Source organism: Arthrobacter sp. UKPF54-2 (assembly GCF_007858535.1).
Taxonomy (GTDB): domain Bacteria; phylum Actinomycetota; class Actinomycetes; order Actinomycetales; family Micrococcaceae; genus Arthrobacter.
On record NZ_CP040174.1, the window covers coordinates 3,277,181 to 3,293,259 of the forward strand.

Genomic DNA, 16,079 nt, shown 5'->3' on the forward strand with positions numbered 1-16,079 from the left:
CGCGGCCGCCTAGAGGATGGCCAGGTTGCGCTGCAGCTCGTAGGGCGTCACCTGCAGGCGGTAATCCTGCCACTCGGCGCGCTTGTTGCGCAGGAAGTGCTCGAAGACCTGCTCGCCCAGGATCTGCGGCATCAGCTCGGAATCCTCCATGGTGCGGATGGCGTCGTGCAGGCTGGCCGGAAGCGGGTCGTGGCCCATCGCGCGGCGCTCGGCCGAGCTCAGCGACCAGATGTCGTCCTCGGCAGCGGCGGGCAGCTGGTAGCCCTCTTCGATGCCCTTGAGCCCCGCGCCCAGCAGCACCGCGTAGGCGAGGTAGGGGTTGGCGGCCGAGTCGATGCCGCGGTATTCGATCCGCGCGGACTGGCCCTTGCCGGGCTTGTACAGCGGAACACGGACCAGCGCGGAGCGGTTGTTGTGCCCCCAGCTCAGGTAGCTCGGGGCTTCTCCCCCGCCCCAGAGCCGCTTGTAGGAGTTCACGAACTGGTTGGTGACGGCGGTGAACTCGGGGGCGTGCTTGAGGATGCCGGCGATGAACTGCCGTGCGGTCTCGGAGAGCTGGAACTCCGCACCGGCCTCGTAGAAGGCGTTGGTGTCGCCCTCGAACAGGGAGAAGTGGGTGTGCATGCCGGAGCCGGGGTGCGCGGTGAACGGCTTGGGCATAAAGGTGGCGTAGGTGCCCTGCTGCAGCGCGACTTCCTTGATCACGGTGCGGAAGGTCATGATGTTGTCGGCCGTCTGCAGGGCGTCCGCGTAGCGCAGGTCGATCTCGTTCTGGCCGGGCCCGGCCTCGTGGTGGCTGAACTCCACCGAGATGCCGACGGATTCGAGCATGGTCACCGCCGTGCGGCGGAAGTCCTGGGCGACGCCGCCGGGGACGTGGTCGAAGTAGCCGCCCTCGTCCACCGGGACCGGCGCGCCGTCGGGGCCGGGCTGCTGGGACTTGAGCAGGTAGAACTCGATTTCGGGGTGGGTGTAGCAGGTGAAGCCCATGTCCGCGGCCTTGGCCAGGTTGCGCTTGAGCACGTTGCGCGGGTCCGCCGCGGAAGGCTCGCCGTCGGGCGTCAGGATGTCGCAGAACATCCGCGACGTCGCTTCGGTCTCGCCGCGCCACGGCAGGATCTGGAAGGTGGAGGGGTCCGGCTGGGCCAGCATGTCGGACTCGAAGACGCGGGCCAGGCCCTCGATCGAGGAGCCGTCGAAGCCCAGGCCCTCCTCGAAGGCGCCTTCCACTTCGGCCGGGGCCAGCGCCACCGACTTCAGCGATCCCACGACGTCGGTGAACCAAAGGCGCACGAAGCGCACATCGCGCTCTTCGATCGTCCGCAGGACAAACTCTTGCTGGCGGTCCATGGTGCCTCTTTCCGGGTTTACGTCCGTGCCCCGACGCGCCCCGACTGTTCGTCGTCGGTGGCGCCCGCGGCTGCTCACGAATCACTCTACTAAGCATTCCCGGCGATTGCTGGAGTAGCGCACCGGCGTAACACACCGTTAACACCCCGGCATCCGGGGCACCGTTCCGGCGTTGCGGAGGCCCTCCCCGGAGGCCGCCTTTGTGACGGGTCTCACCGGGCCGCCGGGACCGCCATGTAGCTAGTACCCCCGGTATCGCACTACGCTCATGGCATGGCCCCCAGCAACAGCCCCGAATCCAGCATGTCCGCCGAGCTCCCCGCGCCTTATGGCAGCGGCCCCGCAGCCAACGCCACGGCAGCCACAGACATTGCCGCCAAAGATACTGCGGCCACGGTCACCGCTCCGAACCCCGTCGCCCGGATCCGCACCCACCACCTGCGCCAGGCGAAGCTCAACGGCGAGCACTTCGCAATGCTGACCGCGTACGACCAGTACACCGCCGAGATTTTCGACCAGGCCGGCATCGAGGTGCTCCTGGTGGGCGACTCGGCCTCCAACAATGTCTTCGGCAATGAGACCAGTCTGCCGGTCACCGTCGATGAGCTGATCCCGCTGTGCCGGGCCGTCACCCGCTCCGCCCGGCGGGCCCTTGTGGTGGCCGACCTGCCGTTCGGCAGCTACGAAGTGTCCGCCCAGCAGGCAGTGGCGACTGGCGTGCGCTTCCTCAAGGAAGGGCTTGCGCACGCGGTCAAGATCGAGGGCGGTAAGTTCTACGCCGAGACGGTGCGGGCCATGGTCCAGGCTGGTATCCCCGTGATGGCACACATCGGCTTCACGCCGCAGAGCGAGCACGCCCTCGGCGGCTACCGCGTCCAGGGCCGGGGCGACGATGCCCAGCGCCTGATCGACGACGCCGTCGCCCTTGCCGACGCCGGGGCGTTCTGCGTGCTGATGGAGATGGTTCCGGCGCCGACGGCGGCTGCCGTGGACGCCGCCGTCGAGGTCCCCACGATCGGGATCGGGGCCGGCAACGCTACCACCGGCCAGGTGCTGGTGTGGCAGGACATGGCCGGGCTGCGGGGCGGAAAGATGGCCAAGTTCGTCAAGCAGTACGCGGACCTGCGGACCACGCTGAGCGACGCCGCCAAGGCCTACGGCGACGACGTCCGCTCGGGCCAGTTCCCCGGCCCGGAGCAGTCGTTCTAGCGCTGGGTGGCACCGAGCCGGGAGAACGCCGGCGGCCTTAGCTGTTGGCCGCCGCGGAGCCGTCCTCGCTCTTGATCGCGGACACCTCGAACTCCAGGGTGATCTTGTCCGAAACCAGCACGCCGCCCGAGTCCAGGGCGGTGTTCCACTTGAGCCCGAAGTCCTGGCGGTCGATCCGGCGTGAGCCCTCGAAACCCGCCCGGAGGTTGCCCATCGGGTCACGCTCGACGCCGATGAAGTCGATGGGGATGGAGATTTCCTTGGTGACGCCCCGGATGGTGACGTCCCCGCTGACGATGAAGTGGCCTTCGTCAACCTGGTCCACCCGGCTGCTCACAAAGGTGATCTCCGGAAACTGCGGGGCGTCAAAGAAATCGTTGGTCCGCAGGTGCTGATCGCGGTCCGCGTTGCGGGTGTCGATGCTCGCGACCTTGACGGTCAGCTCGACCTTGGATCGCTCCGGGTTCTCCGGGTCCACGGTAATCAGCCCGTCGAAATCATTAAAGGCTCCGCGGACCTTCGTCACCATGGCGTGCCGGGTGGAGAAGCCGATGCGCGTGTGGGTTGGGTCGAATCGCCACTGTCCTGCGTATTCGGGCCTGAGTTCGGCCATGATATGCCTCCTTGCGGGACCGGCCGAGCCGGTACCCGGATGTGGGTAGAGATGGTTGCGAACGGAAGTCCGGCTGGAGTGCCGCTGTGTTAGTCGTCTTCGCCCTTGTCCCAGGCCTCGTTGCGGGCTTTGACCTTTTCGAGGGCATGTTCCGCTTCTTCGCGGGTCTTGTAGGGGCCGATCAGCTGGCTCCAGTCGGACATGGCGTCTTCCTCGATCTCGTGGGTGTTGACGTTATACCAGTATTCGGTCATCGGGGCTCCTCTGTGCTCGGCTGGGTTCCGGCTGTTTTTCGGGCTGGTTTCGGGCTCTTCTTCGACATTTTCAGCCTGTTTTCCGACATTTTCAGCCTGCGGCCGCGGGCTTATAGAATCAATCTATGCCTTCTCTGACCTCGACTGCACCCATCGGCACCCTTGTCCCGGGAACAGTCAGCCCCCAGCTCGCCGTGCCGGCCTCGATTCCGCGCCCCGAGTACGTCGGCAAGCCAGCCCCGGCCAAGTTCACGGGCTCCGAGGTCAAGTCCGCCGAGACCATCGAGAAGATCCGCATCGCCTCGCGGATTGCCGCCCAGGCGATTGTGGAGGTCGGCAAGCACATCGCGCCCGGTGTCACCACCGACCAGCTGGACCGGGTGGGGCACGAATTCCTCCTCGACCACCAGGCGTACCCGTCCACTCTCGGCTACCGGGGCTTCCCCAAGTCCCTCTGCTCCTCGCTCAACGAGGTGATCTGCCATGGCATCCCGGACAGCACGGTGGTGCAGGACGGCGACATCCTCAACATCGACATCACGGCCTTCATCGGCGGCGTGCACGGCGACACCAACTACACCTTCCTCGTCGGCGACGTCGACGAGGAATCCCGGCTGCTGGTCGAACGCACGGAAGAGTCGCTGCGCCGAGCCATCCGCGCGGTGGCGCCGGGCCGCGAAATCAACGTGATCGGCCGGACCATCGAGTCCTACGCCAAGCGCTTCGGCTACGGCGTCGTCCGGGACTTTACCGGGCACGGCGTCGGCGAAGCCTTCCACACCGGGCTGATCATCCCGCACTACGACGCCGCGCCCGCCTACAACACCGTGATGGAGGCCGGTATGGTCTTCACGATCGAGCCCATGCTCACGCTGGGCACCGTCGAGTGGGACATGTGGGCCGATGACTGGACCGTCGTGACCCGGGACCGCAAGCGCACCGCCCAGTTTGAGCACACCCTGCTGGTCACGGAGTCCGGCGCCGAGGTCCTCACCCTCCCCTGACCCCGCACCACCGAAGACCCACCCCGACCCTGCCACGAACGGAAGCCCATTGGCCAAGAAGGACGATAAGTCGAAGAAGAACGCCCCGCTGATCGGCATCGACATCGGTGGCACCGGCATCAAGGGTGGAATTGTTGACCTGAAGAAGGGCAAGCTGGTGGGCGACCGCCTCCGCGTGCCCACCCCGCAGCCGTCCACCCCCGAAGCCGTCGCGGAGGTCGTCGCCCAGGTTGTGGCGGAACTGTCCAAGCGCCCGGACGCCCCGGCCGCGGATTCCCCGGTCGGCGTGACCTTCCCGGGCATCATCCAGCACGGCGTGGTCCACTCCGCGGCCAACGTCGACCACTCGTGGCTGAACCTTGACATCGACGCGCTGCTTACCGCCCGCCTGGGCCGGCCGGTTGAGGTCATCAACGACGCCGACGCCGCCGGCCTCGCCGAGGCGCGCTACGGCGCGGGCGAAGGCGTCGCGGGCACCGTCCTGGTGATCACCCTCGGCACCGGGATCGGCTCGGCCTTCATCTTCAACGGCAAGCTCGTTCCGAACGCGGAGCTGGGCCACCTGGAAATCGACGGCTACGACGCCGAGAGCAAGGCCTCCGCCGTCGCCCGTGAGCGCGACGGGCTGAGCTGGGCCGAATACAGCGTGCTGCTGCAGCGCTACTTCTCCCACGTCGAGTTCCTCTTCTCCCCCGAACTCTTTATCGTCGGCGGCGGCATCTCCAAGCGGGCCGACGAGTACCTGCCGCACATGTCGCTGCGCACGCCGATCGTCCCGGCCGAACTGAAGAACGACGCGGGCATCGTGGGCGCGGCGATCGAGGTGGCCCTGACGCACAAGCTGGCCAAGTAGCCCGGGCCTTAAAGTGGAGCCGGTGGTGGCCACGGCTTCCCCTCCGCTGCCACCACCGGAACTTGGTCGAGCCTAGAGCGGGCTCTTTTGCGAGTTTTTGCCTTCCAGCCCCTTGGACTCGGCCTCGTGTCGGAGCAGGGCGATGGCGGACTCGAAGTCTTCCAGCGATTCGAAGGCTTGGTACACGCTCGCGAAGCGCAGGTAGGCCACCTCGTCGAGGCGCTGCAAGGGGTTGAGGATCGCGAGGCCCACTTCGTGGGCGTCGATTTCGGCGGCGCCGGAGGCCCGGATGGTCTCCTCGACCTCCTGGGCGAGCATGGCGAGGTCGTCCTCGGTGACGGGCCTGCCCTGGCAGGCCTTCCGCACCCCGTTGATCACCTTGCTGCGGCTGAACGGCTCGCCGACGCCGGAGCGCTTGATCACGGTCAGGCTGGTGGTTTCCACGGTGGTGAAGCGGCGCCCGCATTCGGGGCACTGGCGGCGGCGGCGGATCGCGGAGCCGTCGTCGGCGATGCGGCTGTCAACTACCCGCGAGTCAGGGTTGCGGCAGAACGGGCAATACACGTCGGTTCCTCCCCTGTCGCAAGCCTGCACACCCCTGAAGGTGCCGCAGCACCGTTGCGGTGCTTCCGGAATCAGTTTACGACTAGATGTTGCTGAATAACAAGCCTGTAATTACTACATGTTGTGGTTGGGGGCGCCCCGCGGCACCCTAGCTACCGGCGGCGAACCGGGCGGTGACGGCCTCGCCGTGGGCCGGCAGGTCCTCCGCGCCGGAGAGGCTGACGATATGCCCGCTGACTTCCGCGAGGGCGTCCTTGCTGTAGTTGACCACCTGGATGGCGCGCAGGAATGTGGTCACGTTCAGCCCGGAGGAGAACGCCGCGGTTCCGCTGGTGGGCAGCACGTGGTTGGACCCGGCGCAGTAATCGCCCAGGCTGACCGGGCTGTAGTCCCCCACAAAGATGGCGCCGGCGTTGCGGATCCGGCCGGCGACGGCGGCGGCGTCGGCGGTCATGATTTCGAGGTGTTCGGCGGCGTACGCGTCGCAGGCGGCGATGCCCTGCGCCAGGTCCTCGACGAGGACAACGCCGGACTGCGGACCGGACAGGGCCTGGCGGACCCGGGCGCTGTGCTTGGTCGCGGCTGCCTGGATGTCGAGTTCGCGACGGACGGCGGCGGCGAGCTCGTCCGAGTCCGTGATCAGCACGGAGGCCGCCTGCGGATCATGCTCGGCCTGGCTGATGAGATCGGCCGCGACCAGGGCCGGCCGGGCCGTCGCGTCGGCCAGGATGGCGATTTCGGTGGTGCCGGCCTCCGAGTCAATCCCCACCACACCCTTCACGAGCCGCTTGGCGGTGGCGACGAAGATGTTTCCGGGCCCGGTGACGACATCGACAGCGTCAATGCCGGCGTCGGATTCATTCCTGGTGCCGCCGGGGATGCCGTAGGCGAAGGCGGCGATGGCCTGGGCGCCGCCGATCGCGTAGACCTCGTCGATGCCCAGCAGGCATGCGGCCGCCAGGATCGTGGGGTGCGGCAGGCCGCCAAAGTCCTTCTGCGGCGGTGAGGCCAAGGCGATGGATTCTACGCCGGCGGCCAGTGCCGGGACGACGTTCATAATGACCGAGGAGGGGTAGACGGCCAGGCCGCCGGGGACGTAGAGCCCGACGCGGGCCACCGGGACCCAGTTCTGGCTGACCATGGCGCCCTCGCCGAGTTCGACGTCGGTGTCGGCCGGGTGCTGCGCGTCGGCAAAGCGGCGTGCCCGGCGGATGGATTCCTCGAGGGCGGCGCGCACCGCCGGGTCCAGCCCGGCCAGGGCGGCCGTGAGCGCCGCGGCGGGAACGCGTGGGTGGGCCTGGTCGACGCCGTCGAAGGTCAGGGCCAGCTCCCGCAGGGCCTCGAAGCCCTGGGAGCGGACGGCCGAGATGATGTCCAGGACCTTTTGCTCGGCGTCGGCCACGGTCCCGTGCTGGGCCCGCGGGACGGCGGCGCGGAGCCCCGCGAGGGACAACCGCTGGCCGCGGACGTCCACGGTGCGGAACTGCACGGCACGGGCATCAACGGCGGGAGAATCTACGGTGCGGTCGTTGAGGGCGGCGGAGACTGGGCTGTCAGCAGTTGGGGTCACGCGACCATTTTACGCGCCGGCAGGTCCGGTCCCTGACCGGGCCGCGTCCGGCCGGCGGCATCAGGCGCCCGTCAGGCCTCCGGTCCGGGTGCCGGCGCGGGCGCCGGCTCGGTCTCGGGCTCGGTGTGGCCGAACACCGTGGCGAAGAAAATGGCCAGAGCTGTGGCGGCTGGCCAGATGAGCAGCAGGGCGTAGGCACGCAGCGAAAAGGCGATGCTGGCGCTGGCCGAGGTGTCCTCCGAGGCGCCCCACCAGCTGCCGGCGAGCACACCGGTCCCCCACGCCAGGAGGGCACCCGCGGCGCCGGCCGCGACGGCCAGGACCACCGTCGCCGAGCCCAGCCGTGCGGGCCGGTTGCCGGCGACCAGGACCCCGGCAAGGCAGCCTGCCAGCAGGAACAGCGCGGCCAGCACCAGGTCCCGCGGCAGCCAGGTTTCGGGGTTGCTGCCGGTGCCCAGCGCCGGGTCGCGGGTGATCAGGTTGAGGCCGGTCGGCGCCAGCAGCCACCAGAGCAGGCCTACCGGAAGCCCGGCCGCCGCGATCGCCACCAGCCCCTTCCACGGCAGTCCGTTCCACTGCACGTCCTGCCAGGGCAATCCCCGCCAGGGGACCGCGCGGCGGGGCGGGACAGCGGTGCCAGGCCCGGTAGCGTGGTCGTGGTGGTCAACGGGCAGGTGCACCGCGGGTTGTGTCATGCAATAAATCTTAACAACGGATCCGGCGGGGCCGGACATTACGCCGCCGCACGCCACGTGACGCGCCGCGGAGCCGATGCGGGGCCGCGAATACCGCAGGGCGCGCCCGGCGGAATACGCTGGCAGGAAGCACCGGTGACAATTGCAGGGAGATGACGCACAGTGGCCTCAGCCGAAGAAGCCTTCGAGGGAACGTTCAAGGAGATGTTCCGCCGCCATGCGGCCGGCGTCGCGATCATCACGGCGAACTACAACGGCGTCCCCTATGGTTTCACCGCCACCTCGGTGGCGTCGCTCTCGGCCAAGCCGCCGCGATTCACCTTCAACATGGCCCGCACCTCCAGCTCCTGGCCCGCGGTGGCCAACTCCGGCTATATCGGGGTGCATATGCTCGGCCTAGACAACCAGGAGCTCGCCGACCGCTTCGCCCGCGGCCGCAACCGGTTCGAGGGCGACCACTGGGAGCTCGGCCCGCACGAGGTGCCGATCCTCAAGGATGTGTCCGGCTGGCTGATCGGCAAGATCCAGATGCGGCTCTCCTTCGAGAACAACGCCGTCGTGGTCGTCGAGGTGGTCGCCGGCGAGGTCGGTGAGCAAGGCGTGCCGCTGCTTTACCACGGCGGCAGCTACAGCCAGCCGGTGCCGCTCGACTACGAGATCTAGGCCTACCGCCCGGCCTAGCCGTCGAGGCAGGTCGGGCCGAGGAGGACCTTCAGGTCGCCGAACAGCGAGGGGCTGGGATTGACCCGCAGATGCACGGGCAGCCCCATGACCTCCACGCGGGAGTCGCCGTGCAGATGCAGCCGGACCTCCGACTTGCCGCGGTGGGTCCGGAGCACCTCGCCGAGTTCGTTAACCACGGCCTCGGTGGCCTTGTGCGTCGGCATGGTGATCACCAGCGGCCCGTCCAGGCCTTCGCTGAGGTCCGGGACCGAGAGTTCCATGCAGTTCAGGGCCACGGCCCCGTCGTCGCGGCGCTGCAGCCGACCCTTGACGACGACGATCAGGTCCTCGGCCAGCACCGACGCGATCGGGCCGTAGACCTGGCCGAAGAACATCACTTCCACCGAGCCGCCGAGGTCTTCGATTTCGGCGCGGGCGTAGGCGTTGCCGCTGGCCTTGGCGATCCGCCGGCTCAGTGAGGTGATCATGCCCGCGATGGTGATGATGGCGCCGTCATGCGGTCCGTCCTCGGCGATGATCGAGGTGATGGACTGGTCCGCGTGCTGGCTCAGCAGCCCCTCGAGGCCCTGCAGCGGGTGGTCCGAGACGTAGAGCCCGAGCATGTCGCGTTCGAAGGACAGCTTGTCCTTCTTTTCCCACTCGGGCAGGTCCGGGATCTCGATGCTGAGCGAGGACTCCGACTCGGTGTCCTCGAAGCCGGCGAACAGGTCAAACTGCCCGATCGCCTCGTTGCGCTTAAGCGTGATGACAGAGTCGATGGCCTCTTCGTGGATCATGGCCAGGGCCCGGCGGTGGTGGCCGAGCGAGTCGAAGGCCCCGGCTTTGATCAGCGATTCGATGGTGCGCTTGTTGCAGACGACGGCCGGCACCTTCATCAGGTAGTCCTTGAAGGAGGTGTAGGCGCCTTCGCGTTCGCGTGCGGCCACCATCGCGTCGACAGCGTTGGCGCCGACGTTGCGGATGGCGCCCATGCCGAAGCGGATGTCGTTGCCCACCGGGGTGAAGTTGAGCGCGGACTCGTTGACGTCGGGGGGCAGCACCGTGATGCCCATGCGGCGGCATTCGTTCAGGTAGATCGCCGACTTGTCCTTGTCGTCGCCGACGGAGGTCAGCAGGGCAGCCATGTATTCCGGCGCGTAGTGCGCCTTCAGGTAGGCGGTCCAGTAGGAGATCACACCGTATGCGGCCGAGTGGGCCTTGTTGAATGCATAGTCGGAGAAGGGCAGCAGGATGTCCCAGAGGGTCTTGACCGCCTCCATGGAGTAGCCGTTGTCCTGCATGCCCTGGGAGAAGCCGGCGAACTGTTTGTCCAGCTCTGACTTCTTCTTTTTGCCCATGGCGCGGCGCAGGATGTCGGCCTGGCCGAGGGTGTACCCGGCCAGCTTCTGCGCGACGGCCATGACCTGCTCCTGATACACGATCAGGCCGTAGGTGCCGCCGAGGATCTCCGCGAGCGGCTCCTCCAGCTCGGGGTGGATCGGGATGACTTCCTGGATGCCGTTCTTGCGCAGCGCGTAGTCGGTGTGCGCGTTGGCGCCCATGGGTCCCGGGCGGTACAGCGCCAGGACGGCGGAGATGTCTTCGAAGTTGTCAGGCTTCATCAGCTTCAGCAGCGACCGCATCGGTCCGCCGTCGAGCTGGAAGACCCCGAGGGTGTCGCCGCGGGCCAGCAGCTCGTAGGAGGCGGCGTCGTCCAGGGCCAGTGCCTCGAGGTCCAGGTCCACGCCGCGGTTCATCTTGATGTTTTCCAGGGCGTCGGAAATGATCGTCAGGTTCCGCAGGCCGAGGAAGTCCATCTTGATCAGGCCGAGGCCCTCGGAGGTCGGGTAGTCGAACTGCGTGATGACCTGGCCGTCCTGGAAGCGGCGCATGATCGGGATGACGTCGATGATGGGGTCCGAGGACATGATGACGCCGGCGGCGTGCACGCCCCACTGCCGCTTCAGGCCTTCAATGCCTAGGGCGGTCTCAAAGACCTTCGCGGCTTCCGGGTCGGTGCTGATCAGCTGCCGGAAATCGCCGGCCTCGCCGTAGCGCTTGGCTTCGGGGTTCTGGATGTCGGCCAGCGGGATGTCTTTCGCCATCACGGCCGGCGGCAGCGCCTTGGTCAGCGTCTCGCCCATGCTGAACGGGTAGCCCAGCACACGGGAGGAGTCCTTGAGCGCCTGCTTGGTCTTGATGGTGCCGTAGGTGACGATCATGGCCACACGCTCGTCGCCGTACTTGCGCGTCACGTAGTCGATCACTTCGGAGCGGCGCCGGTCATCGAAGTCGACGTCGAAGTCGGGCATGGAGACGCGGTCCGGGTTGAGGAAGCGCTCGAAGATCAGGCCGTGGTGCAGCGGGTCGAGGTCGGTGATGCGCATGGCGTACGCCACCATGGAGCCGGCACCGGAACCACGGCCCGGGCCCACCCGGATGCCGTTGTTCTTGGCCCAGTTGATGAAGTCGGCCACCACCAGGAAGTAGCCCGGGAAGCCCATGGAATTGATAACGCCGAGTTCGTAGTCGGCCTGGGTGCGGACCTTGTCCGGGATGCCGCCCGGGTAGCGGTAACGGAGGCCCTTGTCCACTTCCTTGACCAGCCAGGAGGTCTCGTCCTCGCCTTCAGGGCAGGGGAACCGGGGCATGTAGTTGGCCCCGGTGTTGAAGGAGACGTCGCAGCGTTCGGCGATCAGCAGAGTGTTGTCGCAGGCGTCCGGGTGGTCGCGGAAGAGTTCCCGCATTTCCTGCGGGGACTTCAGGTAGTAGCCGCTGCCGGAGAACGCGAACCGGGAGCCGCCGTTGTCGTACGTGGGCTCCAGCAGGGTGGAACCGGACTGGATGGCCAGCAGGGCCTCGTGCGCCTTGGCGTCGTGCTCATGCGTGTAGTGCAGGTCGTTGGTGGCCACGAGCGGCAGGTTCAGTTCCTTGGCCAGGCGCAGCAGGTCGCCGGTGACGCGCCGCTCGATGTCCAGGCCGTGGTCCATGAGTTCGCAGAAGTAGTTCTCGGCGCCGAAGATGTCGCGGAACTCCGCGGCCGCCTCAAGGGCTTCACGGTACTGGCCCAGCCGGAGCCTTGTCTGGACCTCGCCGGAGGGGCAGCCGGTGGTGGCGATGAGGCCTTCGGAGTAGGTGTTCAGCAGTTCGCGGTCCAGCCGGGGCCATTTGCCGAAGACCGAGTCGAGCGAGGCGATCGAGGAAGCGCGGAAGAGGTTCCGCATGCCCACGTTGTTGTAGCTGAGCAGCGTCATGTGGGTGTAGGAACCGCCGCCGGAGATGTCGTCCTTGCGCTGGCTTTCCTCGCCCCAGCGGACGCGGGTCTTGTCGCCGCGGGCCGTACCGGGGGTGACGTAGGCCTCGACGCCGATGATCGGCTTGATGCCCTTGTCCGTCGCGCGCTTCCAGAAGTCGAAGGCCCCGAAGAGGTAGCCGTGGTCCGTGGTGGCCAAGGCGGGCATGCCCAGCCGCTCGGTCTCATCGAAGAGTTCCCCGAGCCGCGCCGCACCGTCCAACATGGAGTACTCGGTGTGGTTGTGGAGGTGGACGAACGAGTTGTTGCTGGAAGTCACCGAATCATTCTAGTGCCGGGCACGGACACTTCCGCGCCCGGCACGCGGCCGGTCAGGCCTCGCCGGACTCCAGCACCTCGAGCGCGTACCGGAGGTCCTGCGGGTACTCGCTGGTCACGGTGACCCGCTCCCCCGTCCGTGGGTGGTCGAAGGACAGCTGCCGGGCGTGCAGCCACTGTCGCGTCAGCCCCAGGGTCGCGGCGAGCCGGGGATCCGCTCCGTAGGTGAGGTCGCCGGCGCAGGGGTGGCGGAGCGCGGCGAAGTGCACGCGGATCTGGTGGGTGCGGCCGGTTTCCAGGTGCACCTCCACCAGCGAGGCCTTGCCGAAGGCTTCCAGCACCTCGTAGTGGGTCACCGAGTCGCGGCCGTCCTCGATCACGGCAAAGCGCCAGTCATGGCCGGGGTGGCGGCCGATCGGGGCGTCAATGGTGCCGGCCAGCGGGTCGGGCAGCCCCTGGACCACCGCGTGGTAGACCTTGTCCACGGTGCGCTCCTTGAAGGCCCGTTTGAGCGCCGTATAGGCGTTCTCGGTCTTGGCCACCACCATCACGCCGGAGGTGCCGACGTCGAGCCGGTGCACGATCCCGGCGCGTTCGGGTGAACCCGAGGTGGAAATCCTGTAGCCGGCGCCGGCCAGGCCGCCGACCACGGTGGGGCCTACCCAGCCGGGCGACGGGTGCGCCGCGACGCCGACGGGTTTGTCGACGACGACGAATTCGTCGTCGTCGAGCAGGATTTTCAGGCCTTCCACGACTTCCTCCACGACTTCCAGGGGGTCCCGGCGTTCCGGCACGACGACGTCGAGCCGGACGCCGGGGCTGAGCTTGAGGGACTTCCCCACGGCCTTGCCGTGGCTGCTGACGTTGCCCTCGGCGATCAGCGTGGCCGCCTGCGAACGGGAGATGTCCATGAGTTTCGCCAGGCCGGCGTCTACCCGGGTGCCGGCCAGCTCCTCGGGGACGGTAAAGTGCAGGGCCGTGTTTGACGGTCCGGTCCCAGGTCCTGTCTCGGCACCGGCCTCAGACATTGTGTTCCCGTCCGTTCTCTTCCAGCGCTGCCGGCTGGGCGGCTGCCGCCGGGTTGGTGCCCTGGTTGTGGCGTGAGCCGTCCAGGCCGATGCCGCGCAGCGTCAGCAGGCAGATCAGCACCACCGAGGAAACCACGGCCGAGTCGGCGATGTTGAAGATCGCAAAGTTGGGCAACTGGATGAAGTCCACTACGTGGCCCATCGCGAACGAGGGCTCGCGGAAGAGGCGGTCGGTCAGGTTGCCCAGGGCGCCGCCCAGCAGCAGGCCCAGCGCCAGCGCCCACCAGGCTGAGCCGAGTTTGCGCAGCTGCAGCAGGATCGCGACGGACACGGCCGCCATGATGATGGTGAAGACCCAGGTGACGTTCTCGCCGATGGAGAACGCGGCACCCGAGTTGCGGATGTAGTACCAGTGCAGCAGCGGCGGCAGCACCGGGATCCGCTCCCCCTCGGTCATGGTGCCGGTGACCCAGAGTTTGGTGAGCTGGTCGAACACGTAGGCGAACACCGCGAATCCGGCGAACAGGGACAGCAGTAGTGCGCGCCGCGGCCGGCGCGCCGGGGGCGTCGCGGCCGCGGACTGTTCGGCATCGGCCGGCCGGGCGGAGTCCGCGGGCCGGGCCGCGTCCGCGGGCCGGGCGGAGTCCGCGGGCCGGGCCGCGTCTGGGGTTGGTGCGTCAGTCATAGTGCTTTCGTTCCGGTGCCGGGAGGGCGGTTAATGCCAAAAGCCGGTGGCCGAGGAGTCCTCAGCCACCGGCTTTCAGAATACTTGCTAAATGTCCTAGTTGGCTTCGACCTCGGGGGCCGCCACCGAACCACGGGCGTCAAGGTCACGCAGCTGGCCTTCGATGTAGGCCTTGAGGCGGGAGCGGTAGTCGCGCTCGAAGCCGCGCAACTGCTCGACCTTGCGCTCCAGGACGGAACGCTGCTGTTCGAGGGCGCCGAGGATCTTGCGGGACTTTTCCTGCGCGTCGTTGACCAGGCTGCTGGCTTCGATCTGCGCCTCGGCAATGATCTTGTCGCGCTGCTGTTCGCCGTCGGCGACGTGCTTGTCGTGCATCTGCTGCGCCATGGCCAGCAGGCCGGCGGCGGACTCAGCCGAGGCGGTGGCAGCGGCGGGGACCGGGGCGGCCACGGGGGCGGGAACCTTCTCGGCTTCCTTCTTCTTGGCGGCTTCGGCGGCCTTGGCCTCGGCTTCTGCCTTGGCGCGGTCTTCTTTTTCGGCCTTGACGGGTGCCGGCACCTTTTCCACGACGGGGGCTGCAGCAGCGGAGCTGGCGGCCGTGCCGGAACCTGCTTCGGCGAGCTTCTTGCGCAGCTCGTCGTTTTCCTGGTTCAGGCGTCGCAGTTCGACGACGATCTCGTCCAGGAAGTCATCAACTTCGTCCTGGTCGTAGCCTTCGCGGAACTTGGTCGGCTGAAAGCGCTTGTTGACAACGTCTTCTGGCGTCAAAGCCATCTGGTCACCTCGTTGGTCTAGTTAGTCAGGAGGCCTTCCGGCCGTCAAAACTACGGTACCTAAATATGGTCTGGTTCCTCTAATTCAACACCGCAGTGTCAAACCGGAGTTTTTAATCTTTTTAGCGGGCGGAGCTGGTCCGCCGCCGGGCTTAGGTGGCGATCGGCTGGGCGTACGTGAAGTACCTAGCGATGCCCATGGCCACCGAAACGGCCAGGAAGAGCACCAGGAACGCCAGGTCCAGCGAGATTCCGCCGAGCCGCAACGGCGGGAGAACCCGGCCGAGGAGTTTGAGGGGCCTGTCCGTGACGGAGTAGACGGCATGGGCGGTGACGAGGGCCACGCCGCGCGGACGCCAACTGCGGGCGAACATCTGCACCCAGTCGAAGATCAGGCGGATGATCAGGGCGACGAAAAAGAGCAGCAGCGCGATATAGACCAGTCCGAAAACAATTCCCATGCGTTAGCTCATATCTCCATGATCATTCCGGATACCGCAGTAGCCCGACAGTGGTTGCGCATCCATTCCAGCACGTCTCTTCCAGCACGGAAAGTCGGGCACGGATGCCGGGCAGGTTTCCCTGCCCGGCATCCGTGCCCGGATCCTGGACTAGCTCTGGTTGAAGAAGCTGGCCTGCGTCTCGCTGATCTTCTTGTCGTCGCCGATAACTTCGACGTACGACGGCGAGAGCAGGAACACCTTGTTGGTCACGCGTTCGATGCTTCCGCGCAGGCCGAACACGAGGCCGGCGGAGAAGTCCACGAGCCGCTTGGCGTCCGCTTCGCCCATGTCGGTGACGTTCATGATGACGGGGATGCCGTCACGGAAGCTTTCGCCGATCAGCTTGGCGTCGTTGTAGGACCGCGGATGGATCGTGGTGATCTGCCGGAGGCCGGTGGTTTCGTCGCGGCTGGCAGCCGCTCGCTTGATGGGTGTCACGGGTGCGCGGTATTCCTCTTCAGCGGCGTAGGGCTCTTCCCGGGTGGCCTCGCGGACGGGGGCCGGCGCGCGGCGCTCCTCGCGGTCGTGCTCCATGGAATCGTCCTCATCCTTGTGCGGGGTGTGATGCTCGGACTCGTAGTGTTCGTCGCCATCAGCGAGCCCAAGATAGATCATTGTCTTGCGCAGAGCGCCAGCCATGGTCGACTCCTAATCGTGTCCGTTAGGCGGGCCGCTTTGGTGACTTGACTGTGTTGGAGTCGCTGTCTTCTAAACATTGCATTGGAATCCCCGCCATTACCTTCC

Annotated in this window: 16 protein-coding genes; 4 read left to right on the forward strand and 12 right to left on the reverse strand. The window is 67.1% G+C overall.

Annotation, left to right across the window (positions count from 1 at the left end; genetic code table 11):
- Nucleotides 1-9: 9 nt before the first annotated feature.
- Complete coding sequence (gene glnA, locus E7Y32_RS15080) at nucleotides 10-1,350, reverse strand: type I glutamate--ammonia ligase (RefSeq protein ID WP_138769615.1); 1,341 nt, start codon at nucleotides 1,348-1,350, stop codon at nucleotides 10-12.
- Between the two features lie 273 nt (nucleotides 1,351-1,623).
- Here glnA and panB point away from each other — a divergent pair, with 273 nt between their 5' ends.
- Nucleotides 1,624-2,559 carry a 3-methyl-2-oxobutanoate hydroxymethyltransferase gene (gene panB, locus E7Y32_RS15085; protein ID WP_146337837.1) on the forward strand — a complete coding sequence of 312 codons (936 nt, stop codon included), beginning with the start codon at nucleotides 1,624-1,626 and terminating at the stop codon, nucleotides 2,557-2,559.
- 37 nt (nucleotides 2,560-2,596) lie between these two features.
- On the opposite strand, the gene E7Y32_RS15090 is transcribed toward panB, so the two are convergent.
- Together E7Y32_RS15090 and E7Y32_RS15095 are read right to left on the reverse strand one after the other, a co-directional pair.
- Nucleotides 2,597-3,172 carry a YceI family protein gene (locus E7Y32_RS15090; protein WP_146337838.1) on the reverse strand — a complete coding sequence of 192 codons (576 nt, stop codon included), beginning with the start codon at nucleotides 3,170-3,172 and terminating at the stop codon, nucleotides 2,597-2,599.
- 89 nt (nucleotides 3,173-3,261) lie between these two features.
- On the reverse strand, nucleotides 3,262-3,426 hold the full coding sequence (locus tag E7Y32_RS15095) for an SPOR domain-containing protein (protein WP_138769618.1): 165 nt from the start codon (nucleotides 3,424-3,426) through the stop codon (nucleotides 3,262-3,264).
- A 125-nt stretch (nucleotides 3,427-3,551) separates the two neighbouring features.
- Here E7Y32_RS15095 and map point away from each other — a divergent pair, with 125 nt between their 5' ends.
- Nucleotides 3,552-4,430: a type I methionyl aminopeptidase gene (gene map / locus E7Y32_RS15100; protein ID WP_146337839.1), complete on the forward strand. Its 879-nt coding sequence runs from the start codon at nucleotides 3,552-3,554 to the stop codon at nucleotides 4,428-4,430.
- Nucleotides 4,431-4,479: 49 nt separating this feature from the next.
- The gene (gene ppgK, locus E7Y32_RS15105; protein ID WP_146337840.1) at nucleotides 4,480-5,283 is read left to right on the forward strand and encodes a polyphosphate--glucose phosphotransferase; all 804 of its coding nucleotides are present in this window, start codon (nucleotides 4,480-4,482) and stop codon (nucleotides 5,281-5,283) included.
- A gap of 72 nt (nucleotides 5,284-5,355) precedes the next feature.
- Here the strand turns inward: ppgK and nrdR are convergent, their stop codons facing one another.
- The 3 genes from nrdR to E7Y32_RS15120 form a co-directional block, all read right to left on the reverse strand.
- A complete protein-coding gene (nrdR, locus tag E7Y32_RS15110; RefSeq protein ID WP_138769622.1) occupies nucleotides 5,356-5,847 on the reverse strand; it encodes a transcriptional regulator NrdR in 492 nt (163 codons plus the stop codon).
- A gap of 148 nt (nucleotides 5,848-5,995) precedes the next feature.
- Entirely contained in the window at nucleotides 5,996-7,336 is a 1,341-nt protein-coding gene (gene hisD, locus E7Y32_RS15115; RefSeq protein ID WP_261382645.1) for a histidinol dehydrogenase, read from the reverse strand.
- A gap of 152 nt (nucleotides 7,337-7,488) precedes the next feature.
- Nucleotides 7,489-8,112 carry a hypothetical protein gene (locus E7Y32_RS15120; RefSeq protein ID WP_146337842.1) on the reverse strand — a complete coding sequence of 208 codons (624 nt, stop codon included), beginning with the start codon at nucleotides 8,110-8,112 and terminating at the stop codon, nucleotides 7,489-7,491.
- Nucleotides 8,113-8,316: 204 nt separating this feature from the next.
- On the opposite strand from E7Y32_RS15120, the gene E7Y32_RS15125 reads away from it, so the two are divergent.
- Nucleotides 8,317-8,775 (forward strand): flavin reductase family protein, encoded by a 459-nt coding sequence (locus tag E7Y32_RS15125; RefSeq protein WP_146338764.1) that lies wholly within the window; start codon nucleotides 8,317-8,319, stop codon nucleotides 8,773-8,775.
- A gap of 14 nt (nucleotides 8,776-8,789) precedes the next feature.
- Here the strand turns inward: E7Y32_RS15125 and dnaE are convergent, their stop codons facing one another.
- From dnaE to E7Y32_RS15155, 6 genes are all read right to left on the reverse strand, one after another.
- A complete protein-coding gene (gene dnaE / locus E7Y32_RS15130; protein WP_146337843.1) occupies nucleotides 8,790-12,347 on the reverse strand; it encodes a DNA polymerase III subunit alpha in 3,558 nt (1,185 codons plus the stop codon).
- Nucleotides 12,348-12,399: 52 nt separating this feature from the next.
- Nucleotides 12,400-13,257, reverse strand: a complete 858-nt coding sequence (locus tag E7Y32_RS15135; RefSeq protein WP_261382646.1) for an RluA family pseudouridine synthase — start codon at nucleotides 13,255-13,257, stop codon at nucleotides 12,400-12,402.
- Nucleotides 13,258-13,366: 109 nt separating this feature from the next.
- The gene (gene lspA, locus E7Y32_RS15140) at nucleotides 13,367-14,059 is read right to left on the reverse strand and encodes a signal peptidase II (RefSeq protein WP_261382469.1); all 693 of its coding nucleotides are present in this window, start codon (nucleotides 14,057-14,059) and stop codon (nucleotides 13,367-13,369) included.
- 96 nt (nucleotides 14,060-14,155) lie between these two features.
- Nucleotides 14,156-14,833 carry a DivIVA domain-containing protein gene (locus E7Y32_RS15145; RefSeq protein ID WP_146337844.1) on the reverse strand — a complete coding sequence of 226 codons (678 nt, stop codon included), beginning with the start codon at nucleotides 14,831-14,833 and terminating at the stop codon, nucleotides 14,156-14,158.
- A 151-nt stretch (nucleotides 14,834-14,984) separates the two neighbouring features.
- Entirely contained in the window at nucleotides 14,985-15,293 is a 309-nt protein-coding gene (locus tag E7Y32_RS15150; RefSeq protein ID WP_146337845.1) for a YggT family protein, read from the reverse strand.
- Nucleotides 15,294-15,443: 150 nt separating this feature from the next.
- Entirely contained in the window at nucleotides 15,444-15,974 is a 531-nt protein-coding gene (locus E7Y32_RS15155; RefSeq protein WP_146337846.1) for a cell division protein SepF, read from the reverse strand.
- Between the last annotated feature and the right edge of the window lie 105 nt (nucleotides 15,975-16,079).

Bases quoted from the DNA above. Each gene is read 5' to 3' on its own strand.
- glnA (WP_138769615.1), bottom strand. From the start codon at position 1,350: ATGGACCGCCAGCAAGAGTTTGTCCTGCGGACGATCGAAGAGCGCGAT.
- panB (WP_146337837.1), top strand. From the start codon at position 1,624: ATGGCCCCCAGCAACAGCCCCGAATCCAGCATGTCCGCCGAGCTCCCC.
- E7Y32_RS15090 (WP_146337838.1), bottom strand. From the start codon at position 3,172: ATGGCCGAACTCAGGCCCGAATACGCAGGACAGTGGCGATTCGACCCA.
- E7Y32_RS15095 (WP_138769618.1), bottom strand. From the start codon at position 3,426: ATGACCGAATACTGGTATAACGTCAACACCCACGAGATCGAGGAAGAC.
- map (WP_146337839.1), top strand. From the start codon at position 3,552: ATGCCTTCTCTGACCTCGACTGCACCCATCGGCACCCTTGTCCCGGGA.
- E7Y32_RS15120 (WP_146337842.1), bottom strand. From the start codon at position 8,112: ATGACACAACCCGCGGTGCACCTGCCCGTTGACCACCACGACCACGCT.
- E7Y32_RS15125 (WP_146338764.1), top strand. From the start codon at position 8,317: ATGTTCCGCCGCCATGCGGCCGGCGTCGCGATCATCACGGCGAACTAC.
- E7Y32_RS15135 (WP_261382646.1), bottom strand. From the start codon at position 13,257: ATGGACATCTCCCGTTCGCAGGCGGCCACGCTGATCGCCGAGGGCAAC.
- lspA (WP_261382469.1), bottom strand. From the start codon at position 14,059: ATGACTGACGCACCAACCCCAGACGCGGCCCGGCCCGCGGACTCCGCC.
- E7Y32_RS15145 (WP_146337844.1), bottom strand. From the start codon at position 14,833: ATGGCTTTGACGCCAGAAGACGTTGTCAACAAGCGCTTTCAGCCGACC.
- E7Y32_RS15150 (WP_146337845.1), bottom strand. From the start codon at position 15,293: ATGGGAATTGTTTTCGGACTGGTCTATATCGCGCTGCTGCTCTTTTTC.
- E7Y32_RS15155 (WP_146337846.1), bottom strand. From the start codon at position 15,974: ATGGCTGGCGCTCTGCGCAAGACAATGATCTATCTTGGGCTCGCTGAT.